General features: G+C 71.2%; 13 protein-coding genes and 1 riboswitch. All 13 genes read left to right on the top strand.

Features of this window, described 5'->3' with window-relative positions; genetic code table 11:
* Nucleotides 1-49 precede the first annotated feature (49 nt).
* Complete coding sequence (locus AB0L59_RS25470; protein ID WP_365587944.1) at nt 50-1,516, top strand: serine/threonine-protein kinase; 1,467 nt, start codon at nt 50-52, stop codon at nt 1,514-1,516.
* Nucleotides 1,517-1,594: 78 nt separating this feature from the next.
* A complete protein-coding gene (locus AB0L59_RS25475) occupies nt 1,595-2,422 on the top strand; it encodes a glycoside hydrolase domain-containing protein (RefSeq protein ID WP_365587727.1) in 828 nt (275 codons plus the stop codon).
* A 138-nt stretch (nt 2,423-2,560) separates the two neighbouring features.
* Nucleotides 2,561-3,214, top strand: coding sequence for a SurA N-terminal domain-containing protein (locus AB0L59_RS25480; RefSeq protein WP_365587730.1), 654 nt, complete (start codon nt 2,561-2,563; stop codon nt 3,212-3,214).
* Nucleotides 3,215-3,398: 184 nt separating this feature from the next.
* Entirely contained in the window at nt 3,399-4,460 is a 1,062-nt protein-coding gene (locus AB0L59_RS25485) for a nucleoside triphosphate pyrophosphohydrolase (RefSeq protein ID WP_365587731.1), read from the top strand.
* A complete protein-coding gene (locus tag AB0L59_RS25490; protein ID WP_365587733.1) occupies nt 4,457-5,758 on the top strand; it encodes a cytochrome P450 in 1,302 nt (433 codons plus the stop codon). The genes AB0L59_RS25485 and AB0L59_RS25490 overlap by 4 nt, the downstream gene beginning before the upstream one ends.
* A 158-nt stretch (nt 5,759-5,916) precedes the next feature.
* A complete protein-coding gene (locus tag AB0L59_RS25495; protein WP_365587736.1) occupies nt 5,917-6,972 on the top strand; it encodes a transglycosylase family protein in 1,056 nt (351 codons plus the stop codon).
* 182 nt (nt 6,973-7,154) lie between these two features.
* A riboswitch (cyclic di-AMP (ydaO/yuaA leader) is annotated at nt 7,155-7,327 on the top strand.
* A 4-nt stretch (nt 7,328-7,331) separates the two neighbouring features.
* Entirely contained in the window at nt 7,332-8,036 is a 705-nt protein-coding gene (locus AB0L59_RS25500) for a transglycosylase family protein (RefSeq protein ID WP_365587739.1), read from the top strand.
* A gap of 347 nt (nt 8,037-8,383) precedes the next feature.
* The gene (gene eno, locus AB0L59_RS25505; protein ID WP_365587742.1) at nt 8,384-9,670 is read left to right on the top strand and encodes a phosphopyruvate hydratase; all 1,287 of its coding nucleotides are present in this window, start codon (nt 8,384-8,386) and stop codon (nt 9,668-9,670) included.
* Nucleotides 9,671-9,775: 105 nt separating this feature from the next.
* Complete coding sequence (locus AB0L59_RS25510; protein ID WP_365587743.1) at nt 9,776-10,252, top strand: septum formation initiator family protein; 477 nt, start codon at nt 9,776-9,778, stop codon at nt 10,250-10,252.
* Nucleotides 10,253-10,279: 27 nt separating this feature from the next.
* Entirely contained in the window at nt 10,280-10,885 is a 606-nt protein-coding gene (locus tag AB0L59_RS25515; RefSeq protein ID WP_365587745.1) for a DUF501 domain-containing protein, read from the top strand.
* Nucleotides 10,882-11,862: a Ppx/GppA phosphatase family protein gene (locus AB0L59_RS25520; protein WP_365587748.1), complete on the top strand. Its 981-nt coding sequence runs from the start codon at nt 10,882-10,884 to the stop codon at nt 11,860-11,862. The genes AB0L59_RS25515 and AB0L59_RS25520 overlap by 4 nt, the downstream gene beginning before the upstream one ends.
* Nucleotides 11,863-12,361: 499 nt before the next feature.
* A complete protein-coding gene (locus tag AB0L59_RS25525; RefSeq protein ID WP_365587750.1) occupies nt 12,362-13,741 on the top strand; it encodes an NAD(P)/FAD-dependent oxidoreductase in 1,380 nt (459 codons plus the stop codon).
* Between the two features lie 483 nt (nt 13,742-14,224).
* Nucleotides 14,225-15,517, top strand: coding sequence for a class I SAM-dependent methyltransferase (locus AB0L59_RS25530; RefSeq protein ID WP_365587753.1), 1,293 nt, complete (start codon nt 14,225-14,227; stop codon nt 15,515-15,517).
* Nucleotides 15,518-15,531: the final 14 nt, after the last annotated feature.

Here is a 15,531-nt window from a genome sequence, read left to right on the forward strand (position 1 = left end):
TGTCGTCGCCGACCGGTACGAACTGTCCACGCTCATCGGACAGGGCGGCATGGGCCAGGTGTGGACGGCGTACGACCGGCGGCTGGACCGGCGCGTGGCGGTGAAGCTGCTGCGCCCCGACAAGGTGGCCGGCCAGGAGGCGGACGAGCTGCGCCGCCGGTTCATGCGCGAGTGCCGGGTGACCGCGCAGGTCGACCACCCCGGGCTGGTGACCGTGCACGACGCGGGCAGCGAGGGCGAGGAGCTGTTCCTCGTCATGCAGTACGTCGACGGCGCCGACCTGTCCGACCATCTCGCCGAGCACGACCCGTACCCGTGGCCGTGGGCGGTCGCGGTGGCCGCGCAACTGTGCGCCGTGCTCAGCGCCGTGCACGCCGTGCCGATCGTCCACCGCGACCTCAAGCCGCGCAATGTGATGGTGAAGCAGGACGGCACGGTCACCGTCCTGGACCTGGGCGTGGCCTCGGTCATGGACACCGACACCACCCGCCTCACCCACACCGGCTCCCCGATCGGCTCGCCCGCCTACATGGCGCCGGAGCAGGCGATGGGCGGCGCGGTCGGCCCGTACACCGACCTCTACGCGCTCGGTGTGCTGATGCACGAACTGCTCAGCGGTGACGTGCCGTTCGCGGGCTCCACGGCGCTCGGCGTGCTGCACCGGCACCTGTACGAGCCCCCGCTGCCCGTGCGCCGCATCCGCCCCGAGGTCCCCGAGGCACTGGAGACCCTGGTCCTGCGCCTGCTCGCCAAGGACCCGCAGCACCGCCCGGCGTCCGCGCAGGAGGTGTACGAGGACCTGGCGGTGCTCCTGCCCGCGCGCGGGACGCCCACCGGGGCCCCCTTGGACCCCACGCGTCCCTTCCTGCGTCCGCACGCCCCCTGGCCGGACCGCGCGCGGACCCCCGCGCCCCAGCCGGCCCCCGTCGCGCCGGCGCCGCCGGTGACCGAGAAGCCCGATGTCGCCGCCGCCGTGGACGAGGTCAAACGCCTGCTGGGGGAGGGGCGCATCACCCAGGCCGTGGACATCCTGGGCGCGATCCTGCCCGCCGCCGCCGAGCAGCACGGCGAGCACTCCCCGGTCGTGCGCACCCTGCGCAAGCAGTACGCGGCCACGCTCATGGACGACGGCCAGTACCGGCGCGCGCTGCCCGAACTGCGCCGGCTCGCCGACGAACGCGCCGCGGAGGCAGGCCAGGCCGACCCGCAGTCCCTGCGCTACCGCTACGAGGCCGCGCAGTGCCTGGAGCAGCTGGGCCAGCCGGCGGCGGCGCTCGCCGAGTACCGCGCGCTGCTGCCGTACTACGAGAACCAGTACGTCTCCGGCGACCCGCAGCTCGCCCACGAGGTCCGCCGGCGCATCGGCCATCTGCTGCTCGCCCTCGGCGACCGGCCGTCCGCCCACGACACCCTCGCGCGACTGCTGATGGACGTGGAGCGGCTGCACGGTCCCGGCTACCCGATGGCCATGGAGATCCGGCGCACCCTGCAGTGGCTGGGGCAGGTACGCGGTTAAATATGCCGTTGCCCGGGAGGTTTCCGTGAACTCCCGTGGCACGGTATCGACAACGCACACGCACCAGGGGTGGGACTCATGGCCGGCCATCGGCAGTCGAAGAAGCGCAGATATCTCACGTGGGCGGTGGCCGGGGCCGCCGTCGTCGCCGGCGCCGGAATCGCGGCGCAGACCTCCATGGCCGCCACCGCCTGGCCCGCGCAGAAGACCTTCACCGGGCGCGCGTTCGACACCTGCGCCGCGCCCTCCAAGTCGGCGATGAAGGCCTGGCACACCGGGTTCTACGGTGCCGCCGCCGTCTACGTGGGCGGCAGGAACCGCGGCTGTGCCCAGGCGAACCTCACCGCGGACTGGGTCACGTACGTCTCCGGGATGGGCTGGAAGCTCATCCCGATCTACGTCGGCGCCCAGCCGCCCTGCCAGTCCGGTTCCAACCCGGAGAAGATCACCGCGTCCACGGCCGCCTCGCTCGGCACCAACGACGCCGCCGACGCCGTGGCCAAGGCCTCCGCGCTCGGCATGAAGGCGGGCAGCCCGGTCTACCTCGACATGGAGGCTTACGACATCACGAACACGGCGTGCAACGACGCCGTGCTGACGTATGTGCGCGCGTTCGACAAGGGGCTGCGCGCGAAGACGTACCGCAGTGGCTACTACGGCTTCACCAGCTCCAGTGCCAAGGCGATCGCGACGGCCAAGGACAAGACGGATCTGCCGGGCAACCTCTGGTACGCCCTGTGGGACAAGCAGAACACCACGACCGGGGACTGGCCGTGGGGATCGAGCCAGTTCACTCCCCACAGCCGCGGCCATCAGTACATGGTCAACAGCAAGGAGGCGCACGGCGGGGTCACGCTCACCGTGGACCGGGACGGGTGGGACGCGCCGGTGGCCATCACCGGCTGAGCCCGTGCGGCGGGCGCGGCGGTGCCCGAAGCGCCTGCGAATCGTTGGTCGAATGGGTTGGCCGCGGCCTGCCCACTGCCTACCATCGATCACCGCAAGACTTTGTGCACCGCCGCACAATCTCCTCGGGAGGTTCCCTTGCACCGCCGCCGTCGCACCGCGCTCGTCCTCACCGCCGCGATCGCCGCCGCGGCACCACTGCTGACCGCCTGTGGAAGCGCTGCGCACCCGGGCGCCGCGGCCGTCGTCGGAGGGCAGCGGATCACCGTCGCCCAGCTGGAGAGCCGGGTCGACGAGGTCCGCAGGGCACAGCGAGCAGCGGTGCCGGACCAGACCCAGTACCAGCAGGTCCTCGCCTCCACCAGCACCCTCACCCGGGACACCCTGCACAACATGGTCCTCGACCGGGTCCTGCACCGCGCCGCGCAGGACGCGGGCATCACGGTCAGCCGCAAGGAGGTCGAGCAGTTGCGCAGCGGCCTGGAACAGCAGGCCGGCGGCGCCAAGGGACTCCAGACCGCCTGGCTGCAGAAGTACGGCATCGCGCCCGCCCGCCTCGACGACAACCTCCGGCTCCAGCTGGAGGCGCAGAAGCTGGCCAAGCAGCTCGGCACCGACACCACCCAGCCCGACTTCTGGAAGGCCCTGTCCAAGGCGTCCCAGGAGCTCCACATCGACCTCAACCCGCGCTACGGCGCCTGGGACGTGCAGAAGAGCAGCCGCGTGGACGCCAAGACGCCCTGGGTACGGGAGGTCACGACCGCGTCGGGCGGACAGCCGGCGACGGCGTAGCGCGGCGCGACCGGGGCGGGCGCCGGAACGGTACGGCAGCACGGCGTGGGAGGCGCCGGAACGGTACGGCGGGGGAGCGGGCCCGCTCGGGGAACCGAGGGGCCTCGGTCATACGATCACACGATCCTCCCCACCCTGTGGATATCCGAATCCGCTCCCTCCCGCCGTGGGCTACGTTCGGATCGTGAACGCATCCAGCTCCGACCTCGCCCCCGCTGCCGACCCCGGCCGTGTCGTCCTGCTCACCACCAGCCACCGCGTCGCCCCCGGCCTGCTGTCCTGGCCCGCCTGGCAGGCCCTGCGCGCGGCCGACGCCGTGCTGTGCGCGGACGGAGCGCATCCGCAACTGCCGTATCTGCGCGAGGCCGGGACAGTGGTGCAGGAGGCGTCCCCCACCGCGCAGGAGCTCGTCGACGCCTGCGCCGGCGGGCGCACGGTGGTGGTCGTGGCCACCGGCGAGGGCGAGCCCGCGCTCACCGACGGCCTGGCCCGGCTGGCCGGCTCCGGCCGCGTCACCATGCCGGAGCTGGAGCTGTTGCCGGCCTCCTACGACCTGCCCGGCGCCCGCCTGCTGGACCTCGTGCAGGTCATGGACCGCATCCGCGTCGAATGCCCCTGGTCCTCCCAGCGGACCCACGAAGGTCTGGCCAAGTACGCCATCGAGGAGGCGTACGAACTGGTCGAGGCGATCGAGGCCGGCGACCGTGAGGAGCTGCGCGAGGAGCTGGGCGACGTGCTGCTCCAGGTCGTCTTCCACTCCCGGATCGCCGAGGAGCACCCGGAGGCGCCGTTCTCCGTCGACGACGTGGCCGGCGGCATCGTCGCCAAGCTCGTCCACCGGCACCCGCACGTCTTCGGCGACGAGAAGGCCGAGACGCCGGAGGACGTCAAGGAGCACTGGCTGCGCACCAAGGCGGAGGAGAAACGGCGCACCTCGGTCACCGAGGGCGTCCCGGTCGGCCAGCCGGGCCTGGCCCTCGCCGCCAAGCTCGCCTCCCGCGCGCGCACGGCGGGTCTCGACGTGCCGCTCCCGCAGGGCCAGGGCGTCGGCTACCAGCTGCTGGCGCTGGCGGCCCGCGCGGACGCCGAGGGCGTGGACCCGGAGGCGGCGCTGCGCGCGGCGGCGCGGGCGTACCGGGATGCGATCCGGGAGGCGGAGGGAGTCGCGCCCGGGCCCATACCAGCGACCGGTGGCGAGCACCGGGACGCCGAGGCCCACCCGGATCCGGATACCGTCGAGGAGTGACCGACCAGCCCCACCCCCCGACGGCATCCGCCCCCGCTCCCGCCCTCTTCACCTGGGAGTTCGCCACCGACCCCTACCCGGCCTACGCCTGGCTGCGCGAGCACGCGCCCGTGCACCGGACGCGGCTGCCCAGCGGGGTGGAGGCCTGGCTGGTCACCCGGTACGCCGACGCCAAGCAGGCCCTCGCCGACCAGCAGCTGAGCAAGAACCCGGCGCATCACGACGAGCCCGAGCACGCCAAGGGCAAGACCGGCATCCCGGGCGAGCGCAAGGCCGAGCTCATGACGCATCTGCTGAACATCGACCCGCCGGACCACACCCGGCTGCGCCGGCTGGTCAGCAAGGCGTTCACCCCGCGCCGCGTCGCGGAGTTCGCGCCCCGGGTCCAGGAGCTGACCGACCGGCTCATCGACGGTTTCGCGGCGAGGGGTTCGGCCGACCTCATCCACGAGTTCGCCTTCCCGCTGCCCATCTACGCCATCTGCGACCTGCTCGGCGTTCCGCGCGAGGACCAGGACGACTTCCGGGACTGGGCGGGCATGATGATCCGGCACGGCGGAGGGCCGCGGGGCGGGGTCGCACGGTCCGTCAAGAAGATGCGCGGCTACCTCGCCGAGCTCATCCACAAGAAGCGCGAGGCGCTGCCCGCCGAGCCCGCGCCCGGAGAGGACCTCATCTCGGGTCTCATCCGCGCCTCGGACCACGGCGAGCACCTCACCGAGAACGAGGCCGCCGCGATGGCGTTCATCCTGCTGTTCGCCGGCTTCGAGACGACCGTCAACCTCATCGGCAACGGCACCTACGCCCTGCTCACCCACCCCGGCCAGCGCCGGCGGCTCCAGGACTCCCTCGACGCGGGGGAGAGGGTCCTGCTGGAGACGGGGGTGGAGGAACTCCTGCGCTACGACGGCCCGGTGGAGCTGGCCACCTGGCGGTTCGCCACCGGGCCGCTCACCATCGGCGGACAGGACATCGCGCCCGGGGACCCGGTGCTCGTCGTGCTCGCGGCGGCCGACCGGGACCCGGAGCGGTTCACCGACCCGGACGTCCTGGACCTCGCCCGCCGCGACAACCAGCACCTCGGCTACGGCCACGGCATCCACTACTGCCTCGGCGCACCGCTCGCCCGGCTGGAGGGCCAGACCGCGCTGGCCACCCTGCTCAGCCGCCTGCCGGACCTGCGGCTCGCCGTCGATCCGGCGGAGTTGCGCTGGCGCGGCGGGCTCATCATGCGGGGCCTGCGCACCCTGCCGGTGGAGTTCGCACCGGCCGCCGGTGGGGCCGTGGAGCGGTCGTAGAACCGTAAACATGACAGCGGTTCAACTCTGTGATCTTCACGTGATCTGCGCGGCATTAACTTGTGACTAGTGATCGTCTGCCGATACGTTCACCCATCAGTGTGGCGAGGGGAACGACTTCGCCGCGCCGGTCCTGCTGTCGCACGAAAGGCTTCCGCATGCTCTCCGGGAACGGTCGTCACCGTCGCCCCCGCCAGGCTCCGGCCCTCCTCGTCGCGGCCGGAGTGACCGGCTCCGCCATCGCCATCCCGCTGCTCGGCGCCGCGAGCGCCAACGCGGCCGACGGCACCACGTGGGACAAGGTCGCCGAGTGCGAGAGCGGCGGTTCCTGGAGCGCGGACACCGGAAACGGCTACTACGGCGGCCTGCAGATCTCGCAGGACGACTGGGACACCTACGGCGGCACGCAGTACGCGGAGAGCGCCGACCAGGCGAGCCGTTCGCAGCAGATCGCCGTCGCCGAGAAGATCCTCGCCGACCAGGGCACCAAGCCCTGGACCATGTGCGCGCTGACGGCCGGGCTGACCTCCGACTCCGCCTCGGTCGATGTCGACACCGGTGTCGGCACCCCCGGTGACAGCGGCGGGTCGAGCGGCACGTCCGGTTCCACCGACGAATCCGACTCGTCCGGTCTGCCGGATTCCTCCTCGTCCGGCTCCGACTCCAACTCCACTCCCGGCACGGACTCCTCGGACTCCGGTTCCGGCTCGGACGCCGCGTCGACCCCGGACCCGAGCAAGGACGCCACCGGGACCCCGGACGAGACCGGCGACTTCACCGGGACCAGTACCCCCAAGTCCGACAAGGCGGGCAAGTTCGGTTCGTCGGGCGGCGGAAGCTCACAGGGAAGCGACAGCTCGTCCACAGCGGCCTCGGGTGCCGACAACTCGGACAATTACCAGCAGGCCCCCGGTTCTTGGAGTCTGGTCGACACCGGCGCGCTCAACAGTGGCGGACGGCACCGCGGCGCGAGTGCGGACGAAAGCGTGTCAAACGGTCAGAGCGGCACGTCTTCCGGCCGTCACGCCGGCCGAGGACCGGACACCTACACCGTCCATGAGGGCGACTCCCTCGCCTCCATCGCCGACTCCCTCGGCGTCGACGGCGGATGGCGCGCGCTCTACGAAACCAACAAGAAGGCCATCGGCGCCGACCCGAACCACATCAGCGCCGGTCAGACCCTGAAAGTCGGGGGCGAAAAGGGCGCCGAATAGGGAGAGTTGGCGCCCTGTTTCGCGGCGGATGTCCGGTTTGGTGAAAGTGTGGGATGAGTCTCAGAAGCCCTGATCGTCTTTGAAATTCCGGCGATCTCGTGGCTACGGTCAGGACCGCTCGTCATCACGAGCCCCGGCAGTCGCAACGCCGAATCCTGCCAGCGGTTGCCCGGGAACAGTCGTCGCGTCATGCGCCGTAGGCAGGAGCGGGGGACCCAAGGTAAGCGCCGGGCCCAGCGGTTGACGCTGGACCGGCTTGGGGTGAAGCCGCGCCTCGCGAAAGCGAGCGTGCGGCCGGGCAACTCAACCGGCCCGAACCCGACAGCTCACCTCGCAGGCGTCGGTGAGGGGATCGATCCATGCTGTTTTCCGGCAAGGGCAAGCACCGTCGTCCGTCCAAGGCCGTCCGCGCCATCACGCTCGCCGGCGTCACCGGCGCCGCCGTCGCCGCCCCGCTGATGGCGGCCGGCAACGCCTCCGCCGCCACCGCCTCCGAGTGGGACGCGGTCGCCCAGTGCGAGTCGGGCGGCAACTGGTCCATCAACACCGGCAACGGCTTCTACGGCGGTCTGCAGTTCACCAACTCCACCTGGGCCGCGTACGGCGGCACCGCGTACGCCGCGCGCGCCGACCTCGCCACCAAGGCGCAGCAGATAGCCGTCGCCGAGAAGGTCCTCGCGGGCCAGGGCAAGGGCGCCTGGCCGGTCTGCGGCACGGGCCTGTCCAGCGCCGCCTACAACGGCTCGGCCCCCACCACCTCCTCGAAGAGCACCCCGTCGAGCGGCACGAGCACCGGCGCGACCACTCGCTCCACCGACCAGCAGGCCGCCACCCGCTCCACCGAGCGCAAGGCCCCCTCGGTGAGCAAGACCGTCACCACCCCGACCGGCACGAAGGTCAAGAAGGGTGACGGCGAGTACAAGGTCGTCGCGGGCGACACCCTCAGCGCCATCGCCGAGAAGCACCACGTCGCGGGCGGCTGGCAGAAGCTGTTCCAGCTGAACAAGGACATCGTCCAGCACGCCGACCTCATCTACCCGGGCCAGCAGCTGCACCTGAAGTGACACCCGGCTCCGAACGGACCCACAGCGCCCTCACATCCCCGGCTCGCAGACTGAAGGCCTCGTGAGGGCCACCCCGTCCCCACGGTCTCCCCGCCCCGGCGCGTGTTCCCCCGTACGCGCCGGGGCGGGGTCTTTGTTTTCGCCGCTCGTCACCCCTACCGTTTCCCCGCTCTTCACCCCTACCCCCCTTTGTTCCGATCGTGAACAATGGGTACCGTCTGCGTGTCCTCTCCGTCCACGGGACGGTCGGTCGGTGGCTGATCCCCCGGGGACGGTTAGGCTCTAGCCGCAAGGCACAGCCGTAAGGCTCACCGCCCCGCACTACCAGCGTCACATCCAAGAAGGAGATGCTCGTGCCGTCCATCGACGTCGTCGTAGCCCGGGAAATCCTGGACTCCCGAGGCAACCCCACGGTCGAGGTCGAGGTCGGCCTCGACGACGGCAGCACGGGTCGTGCCGCCGTCCCGTCCGGCGCCTCGACCGGTGCCTTCGAGGCCATCGAGCTCCGCGACGGTGACCCGGGCCGCTACCAGGGCAAGGGTGTCGAGAAGGCCGTCCTCGCCGTCATCGAGCAGATCGGCCCGGAGCTGGTCGGCTACGACGCCACCGAGCAGCGCCTGATCGACCAGGCCATGTTCGACCTGGACGCCACCGACAACAAGGGCTCCCTCGGCGCCAACGCCATCCTCGGCGTCTCCCTCGCCGTCGCCCACGCCGCCTCCGAGGCGTCCGACCTCCCGCTCTTCCGCTACCTGGGCGGCCCGAACGCGCACCTGCTGCCGGTGCCGATGATGAACATCCTCAACGGCGGCTCGCACGCGGACTCCAACGTGGACATCCAGGAGTTCATGATCGCCCCGATCGGCGCGGAGTCCTTCTCCGAGGCCCTGCGCTGGGGCGCCGAGGTCTACCACACGCTGAAGAAGGTCCTGAAGAACAAGGGCCTGTCCACCGGCCTCGGCGACGAGGGCGGCTTCGCCCCGAACCTCGGCTCCAACCGCGAGGCCCTCGACCTCATCATCGAGGCCATCAAGGAGGCCGGCTACGCCCCCGGCCAGCAGATCGCCCTCGCGCTCGACGTGGCCGCCTCCGAGTTCTACAAGGACGGCAAGTACCTCTTCGAGGGCAAGGAGCGCTCCGCCGCCGAGATGACGGAGTACTACGAGGAGCTCGTCGCCTCCTACCCGCTTGTCTCCATCGAGGACCCGCTGTTCGAGGACGACTGGGCCGGCTGGAAGGTCATCACCGACCGTCTCGGCGACAAGGTCCAGCTGGTCGGCGACGACCTGTTCGTCACCAACCCCGAGCGCCTCGCCCGCGGCATCGAGGAGGGCACCGCCAACGCCCTGCTGGTCAAGGTCAACCAGATCGGCTCGCTGACCGAGACCCTGGACGCCGTCGAGCTGGCCCAGCGCAGCGGCTACAAGTGCATGATGTCCCACCGCTCCGGCGAGACCGAGGACGTCACCATCGCCGACCTGGCCGTCGCCACCAACTGCGGCCAGATCAAGACCGGCGCCCCGGCCCGCTCCGAGCGCGTCGCCAAGTACAACCAGCTGCTGCGCATCGAGGAGATCCTCGACGACGCCGCGGTGTACGCCGGCCGCTCCGCGTTCCCGCGCTTCAAGGGCTGACGCGACCCGGGCCACGTCTTGGCCAGTCGTACGTACGTCCCCGAACCCGGTCCCGTACCGTGTCCGGGGACGTACGCACGTGTGAAAGGGGAGGCGGAGAGCCACATGGCCGTCAGGGACCGGGACCGTTTCTCCACCGCGACCAGGCTGCGGCTGCTCGGCGAGCAGACGGCGGCCCGGGTCTACCGCTCCCAGACCAAGCGTCAGGCCCGCCGCTCCCGGCTCACCGGCCGCGCGGCGCTGCTGGCGCTGGTGCTGTGCTCGCTCGTCGTCGCGCTCGCCTATCCGATGCGGCAGTACGTCTCCCAGCGCGCGCAGATCTCCGACCTCCAGCGGCAGCAGGAGCAGGCCCGCAAACGGGTGGAGCAGCTGCGCGACCTCAAGGCGCGCTGGCAGGACGACTCCTACGCCGAACAGCAGATCCGCCGCCGGCTGCACTATGTGATGCCCGGGGAGACCGGGTACGTGGTGATCGACCCGGGCGCGGCCAAGCAGTCCCGCGCCGACCTCCGGGCCGCCCGCCGGCCCTGGTACGCGAACGTGTGGGACGGCGTCGACAAGTCCGACGCCTCCGACCAGTAATCGATAGAAAGCCAACCTGAAGCAGTCATGGAAACGCCCCCGCCGCCCACTCCGCGCTCCGAGCCCACCGACGCGGACGTCGAGGCCTTCAAGCAGCAGCTCGGCCGTCCGCCGCGGGGCCTGAGGGCCATCGCGCACCGCTGCCCCTGCGGTCAGCCGGACGTCGTGGAGACCGCGCCGCGGCTGCCCGACGGCACGCCCTTCCCCACGCTGTACTACCTCACGTGCCCGAAGGCGTCCTCGGCCATCGGCACGCTGGAGGCGGACGGCGTGATGAAGGAGATGACCGAGCGGCTGCAGACGGACCCCGAGCTGGCCGCCGCCTACCGGGCCGCGCACGAGGACTACATCCGGCGCCGGGACGAGATCGAGGAGCTGACGGGCTTCCCCAGCGCGGGCGGTATGCCGGACCGGGTGAAGTGCCTGCACGTCCTGGTCGCCCACTCGCTGGCCGCCGGCCCGGGCGTGAACCCGCTGGGCGACGAGGCGATCGCCCTGCTGCCGGAGTGGTGGCGCAAGGGGCCGTGCGTGACACCGGCCCAGCCGCCGGCCGGCGGGCAGTGGCAGGTGGAGACGACGGAGGACGGCACGGGCCACTTCGCCGCCAGGCGCATCGAGGAGGACGAGAAGTGACCCGCGTGGCCGCCATCGACTGCGGTACCAACTCCATCCGGTTGCTCGTCGCCGACGTGCACCCGCAGACGGGTGAACTCGTCGACCTGGACCGGCGGATGACGATCGTTCGGCTCGGCCAGGGAGTCGACCGTACCGGCCGGCTCGCCCCGGAGGCGCTGGAGCGCACCTTCGCCGCCTGCCGTGAGTACGCGCAGATCATCAAGGAGCACGGCGCGGAGCGGCTCCGCTTCGTGGCCACCTCCGCCTCCCGCGACGCCGAGAACCGGGACGACTTCGTGCGCGGCGTGGTGGACATCCTCGGGGTCGAGCCGGAGGTCATCACCGGTGACCAGGAGGCCGAGTTCTCCTTCACCGGCGCGACCGAGGAGCTCAAGGGGCGGGACGACCTCACCCGGCCGTACCTGGTGGTGGACATCGGCGGCGGCTCCACCGAGTTCGTCGTCGGGGACGACCATGTGCGGGCCGCGCGCTCCGTGGACGTGGGCTGCGTGCGGATGACCGAGCGTCACCTGGTGCACGGCGGCAAGGTCTCCGACCCGCCCACCGAGGAGGAGATCGCCGCCATGCGGGCCGACATCGAGGTGGCCCTGGACCTCGCCGAGCAGACGGTCCCGCTGCGCGAGGCGCACACCCTGGTGGGCCTGGCCGGGTCCGTCACCACCGTCTCGGCCATCGCGCAGAAGCTGCCGGAGTACGACTCCGCGCGTATCCACCACTCGCGGATCTCCCACGACCGCGTCCGCGAGATCACCGAGTGGCTGCTGCGCTCCACACACGCCGAGCGTGCCGCGATCCCGTCCATGCATCCCGGCCGGGTCGACGTCATCGGCGCGGGCGCCCTCGTGCTGCTGGCGATCATGGAGCGGATCGGTGCCGAGGAGGTCGTGGTGAGCGAGCACGACATCCTCGACGGCATCGCCTTCAAGGTGGCCGAAGAGACGGAGTCGGGGAGCGGGGCCGCGCACCGGGGCTGACCGGTCCGCCGGCCCGGCGATGAGGCCTCTCGCCCCGAGGGAATCTCCTTTCCCGGCCTCTTTTTGTTACTGATGGGTAGCGAACTGCTGAGCAGGTCGGATAACGTTTGAGCGTCTCCCGGGGGCCCTTCGGGGCCCCTCGGTGACGCCGCGTCGGAAAACTTCGTGAAGTTCTTCACAAGGATTTCGGCCCGGCCGGTGCACGGAAGGGTGTCCGTTGCCCCTTTCGGGGGGCGAAGGGGCCCTTGAACACGTTCAGATGGAGGTCGCGCACCGCCTTCGGATCGCGTTCCGAGGGGGCTGTTCCGGGCGGCCCACCCCTCGCTCGCCGCCGAGAGCGGCAGCTCACACGGCCTTGACAACAGCCCAAAGGGTGCTGCGGTTCCCTTCGTCGGCCATGACCTGCGTCACGCGGGTCGCGGAGTGTAGCACAGGCCCTGTCGGACCTTGTGAAGGGGCGCACGAGCACCCCCTCCTGGGCGGGTGGATACTCGATGGCATGAGCACCACGGAGCGTCCCAGGATCCTCGTAGTAGGCGGTGGGTACGTAGGCCTGTACGCAGCTCGGCGCATTCTCAAGAAGATGCGCTACGGCGAGGCGACCGTCACGGTCGTCGACCCCCGGTCGTACATGACCTACCAGCCCTTCCTCCCCGAAGCCGCCGCCGGCAACATCTCCCCTCGCCACGTCGTCGTCCCGCTGCGGCGCGTGCTGCCGAAGGCGGAGGTCCTCACCGGTCGGGTCACCACCATCGACCAGGACCGCAAGGTCGCCACGATCGCCCCGCTGGTGGGCGAGGCGTACGAGCTGCCCTTCGACTACCTCGTCATCGCGCTCGGCGCGGTCTCCCGCACCTTCCCGATCCCCGGCCTCGCCGAGCAGGGCATCGGCATGAAGGGCATCGAGGAGTCCATCGGCCTGCGCAACCACGTCCTCGAGCAGCTCGACAAGGCCGACTCCACCAACGACGAGGAGATCCGCCGCAAGGCGCTCACCTTCGTCTTCATCGGCGGTGGCTTCGCGGGCGCGGAGACCATCGGCGAGGTCGAGGACATGGCCCGGGACGCGGCCAAGTACTACAAGAACGTGTCCCGCGAGGACATGCGCTTCATCCTCGTCGACGCCGCCGACAAGATCCTCCCCGAGGTGGGTCCCAAGCTCGGCCAGTACGGCAAGGAGCACCTCGAGGGCCGCGGTGTGGAGATCTACCTCTCCACCTCCATGGACTCCTGCGTCGACGGCCACGTCGTGCTGAAGAACGGCCTCGAGGTCGACTCCAACACGATCGTGTGGACGGCCGGCGTCAAGCCGAACCCGGCCCTCTCCCGCTACGGTCTGCCGCTCGGCCCGCGCGGCCACGTCGACTGCGAGCCGACCCTTCAGGTCAAGGGCACGGACTACATCTGGGCCGCCGGTGACAACGCCCAGGTCCCGGACCTCGTCGGCCGCAAGGCGGGCAACGAGAACGCCTGGTGCCCGCCGAACGCCCAGCACGCGCTGCGCCAGGCCAGGGTCCTCGGCGACAACGTGGTCTCCGGCATGCGGGGCTTCCCGCAGAAGGAGTACGAGCACGCCAACAAGGGTGCGGTCGCCGGTCTCGGCCTGCACAAGGGCGTGGCGATGATCGTCATGGGCAAGATGAAGATCAAGCTCAAGGGCCGCCTCGCCTGGTACATGCACCGTGGCTACCACGGCATGGCGATGCCGACCTGGAACCGCAAGATCCGCGTCTTCGCCGACTGGACGCTCGGCATGTTCCTCAAGCGCGAGGTCGTCTCCCTGGGCGCCATGGAGAACCCGCGCGAGGAGTTCTACGAGGCCGCCAAGCCCGCGCCGGTCGCCGCCGCCAAGACCGAGGAGAAGGCCAAGGCCTCCTGACCTCCGGTCACCGGAACACCCCGAAGGACCTCCCGCCATCCGTGGTGCGGGAGGTCCTTCGGCGTGTGCGGCCACCGGTACCCGGATGCTGTCGAGCACCCGGCGGCAGCCCCGGCCGACGACGGCCCGCCGGCCGGAATCGCCGCTGTGGCAGCCGTCCACCGCGGCCTCGGGCCCCCTGGTGGTCCCGCAAGCGGCCCCCGTGGCCCGAGAAGCCCAGGGCCTCGTATCCGGTCGGCACCACAGGGGGACCGCGGCGGCGGCGAACGCGGCGCCGTTCGACCGCACGCCTCCCGTGATCACCGCCGTCGACGCGGCTCGTGACGGGGCCCGACGGCAGGTCCCCGCGCACACTTCGCGGCCCATCTACGTGGCCCCTGCAACCATTTTGCTCAGTTGTAACTCCTTTGCGGGACTGCGCGGGACAGCGGACGGTGTTTACGTGGTTACCGGCATCCGGGATCTCGTCTTGGAGGTGTGCCCATGGCCGACGTCGCGTCGCGGCTGAGGAGTCTTGCCGAGCAGGTGCTGGGAGCCCCGCTCCCGGTCCGACTGCGGGCCTGGGACGGGTCGCAGGCCGGGCCGCCGGACGCGCCGGCGCTCGTCGTGCGCAACCGCCGCGCCCTGCGTCGCATGCTGTTCAAACCGGGCGAGCTGGGCCTCGTCCGTGCCTGGGTCTCCGGCGACCTGGACATCGAGGGCGACTTGTACATCGTGCTGGACTCCCTCGCGGGACTGGTGTGGGAGCGCGGGGAGGACGCCCGCGGACTCGTCGAGGCCGTGCGCGACCCGGCCGTGCGGGCCGCCGCCCGCGAGCTGCTGAAGCTGGCGGGGCCGCCGATCCCGCCCGCGCCGCCGCGCGAGGAGATGCGCAGGCCGCGCCGGCATCTGCACACCCGGCGCACCGACAGGCGGGCCATCAGCCACCACTACGACGTGGGGAACGACTTCTACGAGATCGTCCTCGGGCCGTCCATGGTCTACTCGTGCGCCTACTGGGAGGACGACGGGACCCTGGAGGGCGCCCAGCGGGACAAGCTGGAACTCGTCTGCGCCAAGCTCGGTCTGGCGCCCGGACAGCGGCTGCTGGACGTCGGCTGCGGCTGGGGCTCGATGGCCATCCACGCGGCCCGCGAGCACGGCGTGAGCGTCGTCGGGGTCACGCTGTCGCAGGAGCAGGCGGCGTACGCCCGTAAGCGTGTCGCCGACGAGGGGCTGACCGACCGGGTGGAGATCAGGGTCCAGGACTACCGGGATGTCGGGGACGGCCCCTTCGACGCCATCTCCTCCATCGGCATGGCCGAGCACGTCGGAGCCGAGCGCTATCTGGAGTACACCCGCCGGCTGTACGACCTGCTGAAGCCCGGCGGGCGGCTGCTCAACCACCAGATCGCCCGCCGCCCGCAGCGCGACGAATCGGCGTACCAGGTGGACGAGTTCATCGACGCGTACGTCTTCCCGGACGGCGAGCTCGCGCCCATCGGCACCACCGTCACCCAGCTGGAGCGCGCCGGGTTCGAGGTGCGGGACGTGGAGTCCATCCGCGAGCACTACGCCCGCACCCTGCGCCGCTGGGTCGTCAACCTGGAGGCCGGCTGGGACCGCGCCGTCCGTCTCACCAGCCCCGGCCGGGCCCGCGTCTGGCGGCTCTACATGGCCGCCTCCGCGCTCGCCTTCGAGCGCAACCGGATCGGCGTCAACCAGGTCCTGGCGATCCGCACCCCGGAGTCGGGCGCGTCCGGGCTGTCGCCGCGCCCGCGCACCTGGCACGGCTGACACCGCGGGCCCCC

Source organism: Streptomyces sp. NPDC052109, from assembly GCF_040680195.1.
Lineage (GTDB): Bacteria > Actinomycetota > Actinomycetes > Streptomycetales > Streptomycetaceae > Streptomyces.

What these genes read in the sequence shown, in the direction of transcription:
- AB0L59_RS25495 (WP_365587736.1), top strand. Translation starts at nt 5,917, where the DNA reads ATGCTCTCCGGGAACGGTCGTCACCGTCGCCCCCGCCAGGCTCCGGCC.
- AB0L59_RS25525 (WP_365587750.1), top strand. Translation starts at nt 12,362, where the DNA reads ATGAGCACCACGGAGCGTCCCAGGATCCTCGTAGTAGGCGGTGGGTAC.
- AB0L59_RS25530 (WP_365587753.1), top strand. Translation starts at nt 14,225, where the DNA reads ATGGCCGACGTCGCGTCGCGGCTGAGGAGTCTTGCCGAGCAGGTGCTG.
- AB0L59_RS25475 (WP_365587727.1), top strand. Translation starts at nt 1,595, where the DNA reads ATGGCCGGCCATCGGCAGTCGAAGAAGCGCAGATATCTCACGTGGGCG.
- AB0L59_RS25470 (WP_365587944.1), top strand. Translation starts at nt 50, where the DNA reads ATGGGCCAGGTGTGGACGGCGTACGACCGGCGGCTGGACCGGCGCGTG.
- eno (WP_365587742.1), top strand. Translation starts at nt 8,384, where the DNA reads ATGCTCGTGCCGTCCATCGACGTCGTCGTAGCCCGGGAAATCCTGGAC.
- AB0L59_RS25515 (WP_365587745.1), top strand. Translation starts at nt 10,280, where the DNA reads ATGGAAACGCCCCCGCCGCCCACTCCGCGCTCCGAGCCCACCGACGCG.
- AB0L59_RS25510 (WP_365587743.1), top strand. Translation starts at nt 9,776, where the DNA reads ATGGCCGTCAGGGACCGGGACCGTTTCTCCACCGCGACCAGGCTGCGG.
- AB0L59_RS25500 (WP_365587739.1), top strand. Translation starts at nt 7,332, where the DNA reads ATGCTGTTTTCCGGCAAGGGCAAGCACCGTCGTCCGTCCAAGGCCGTC.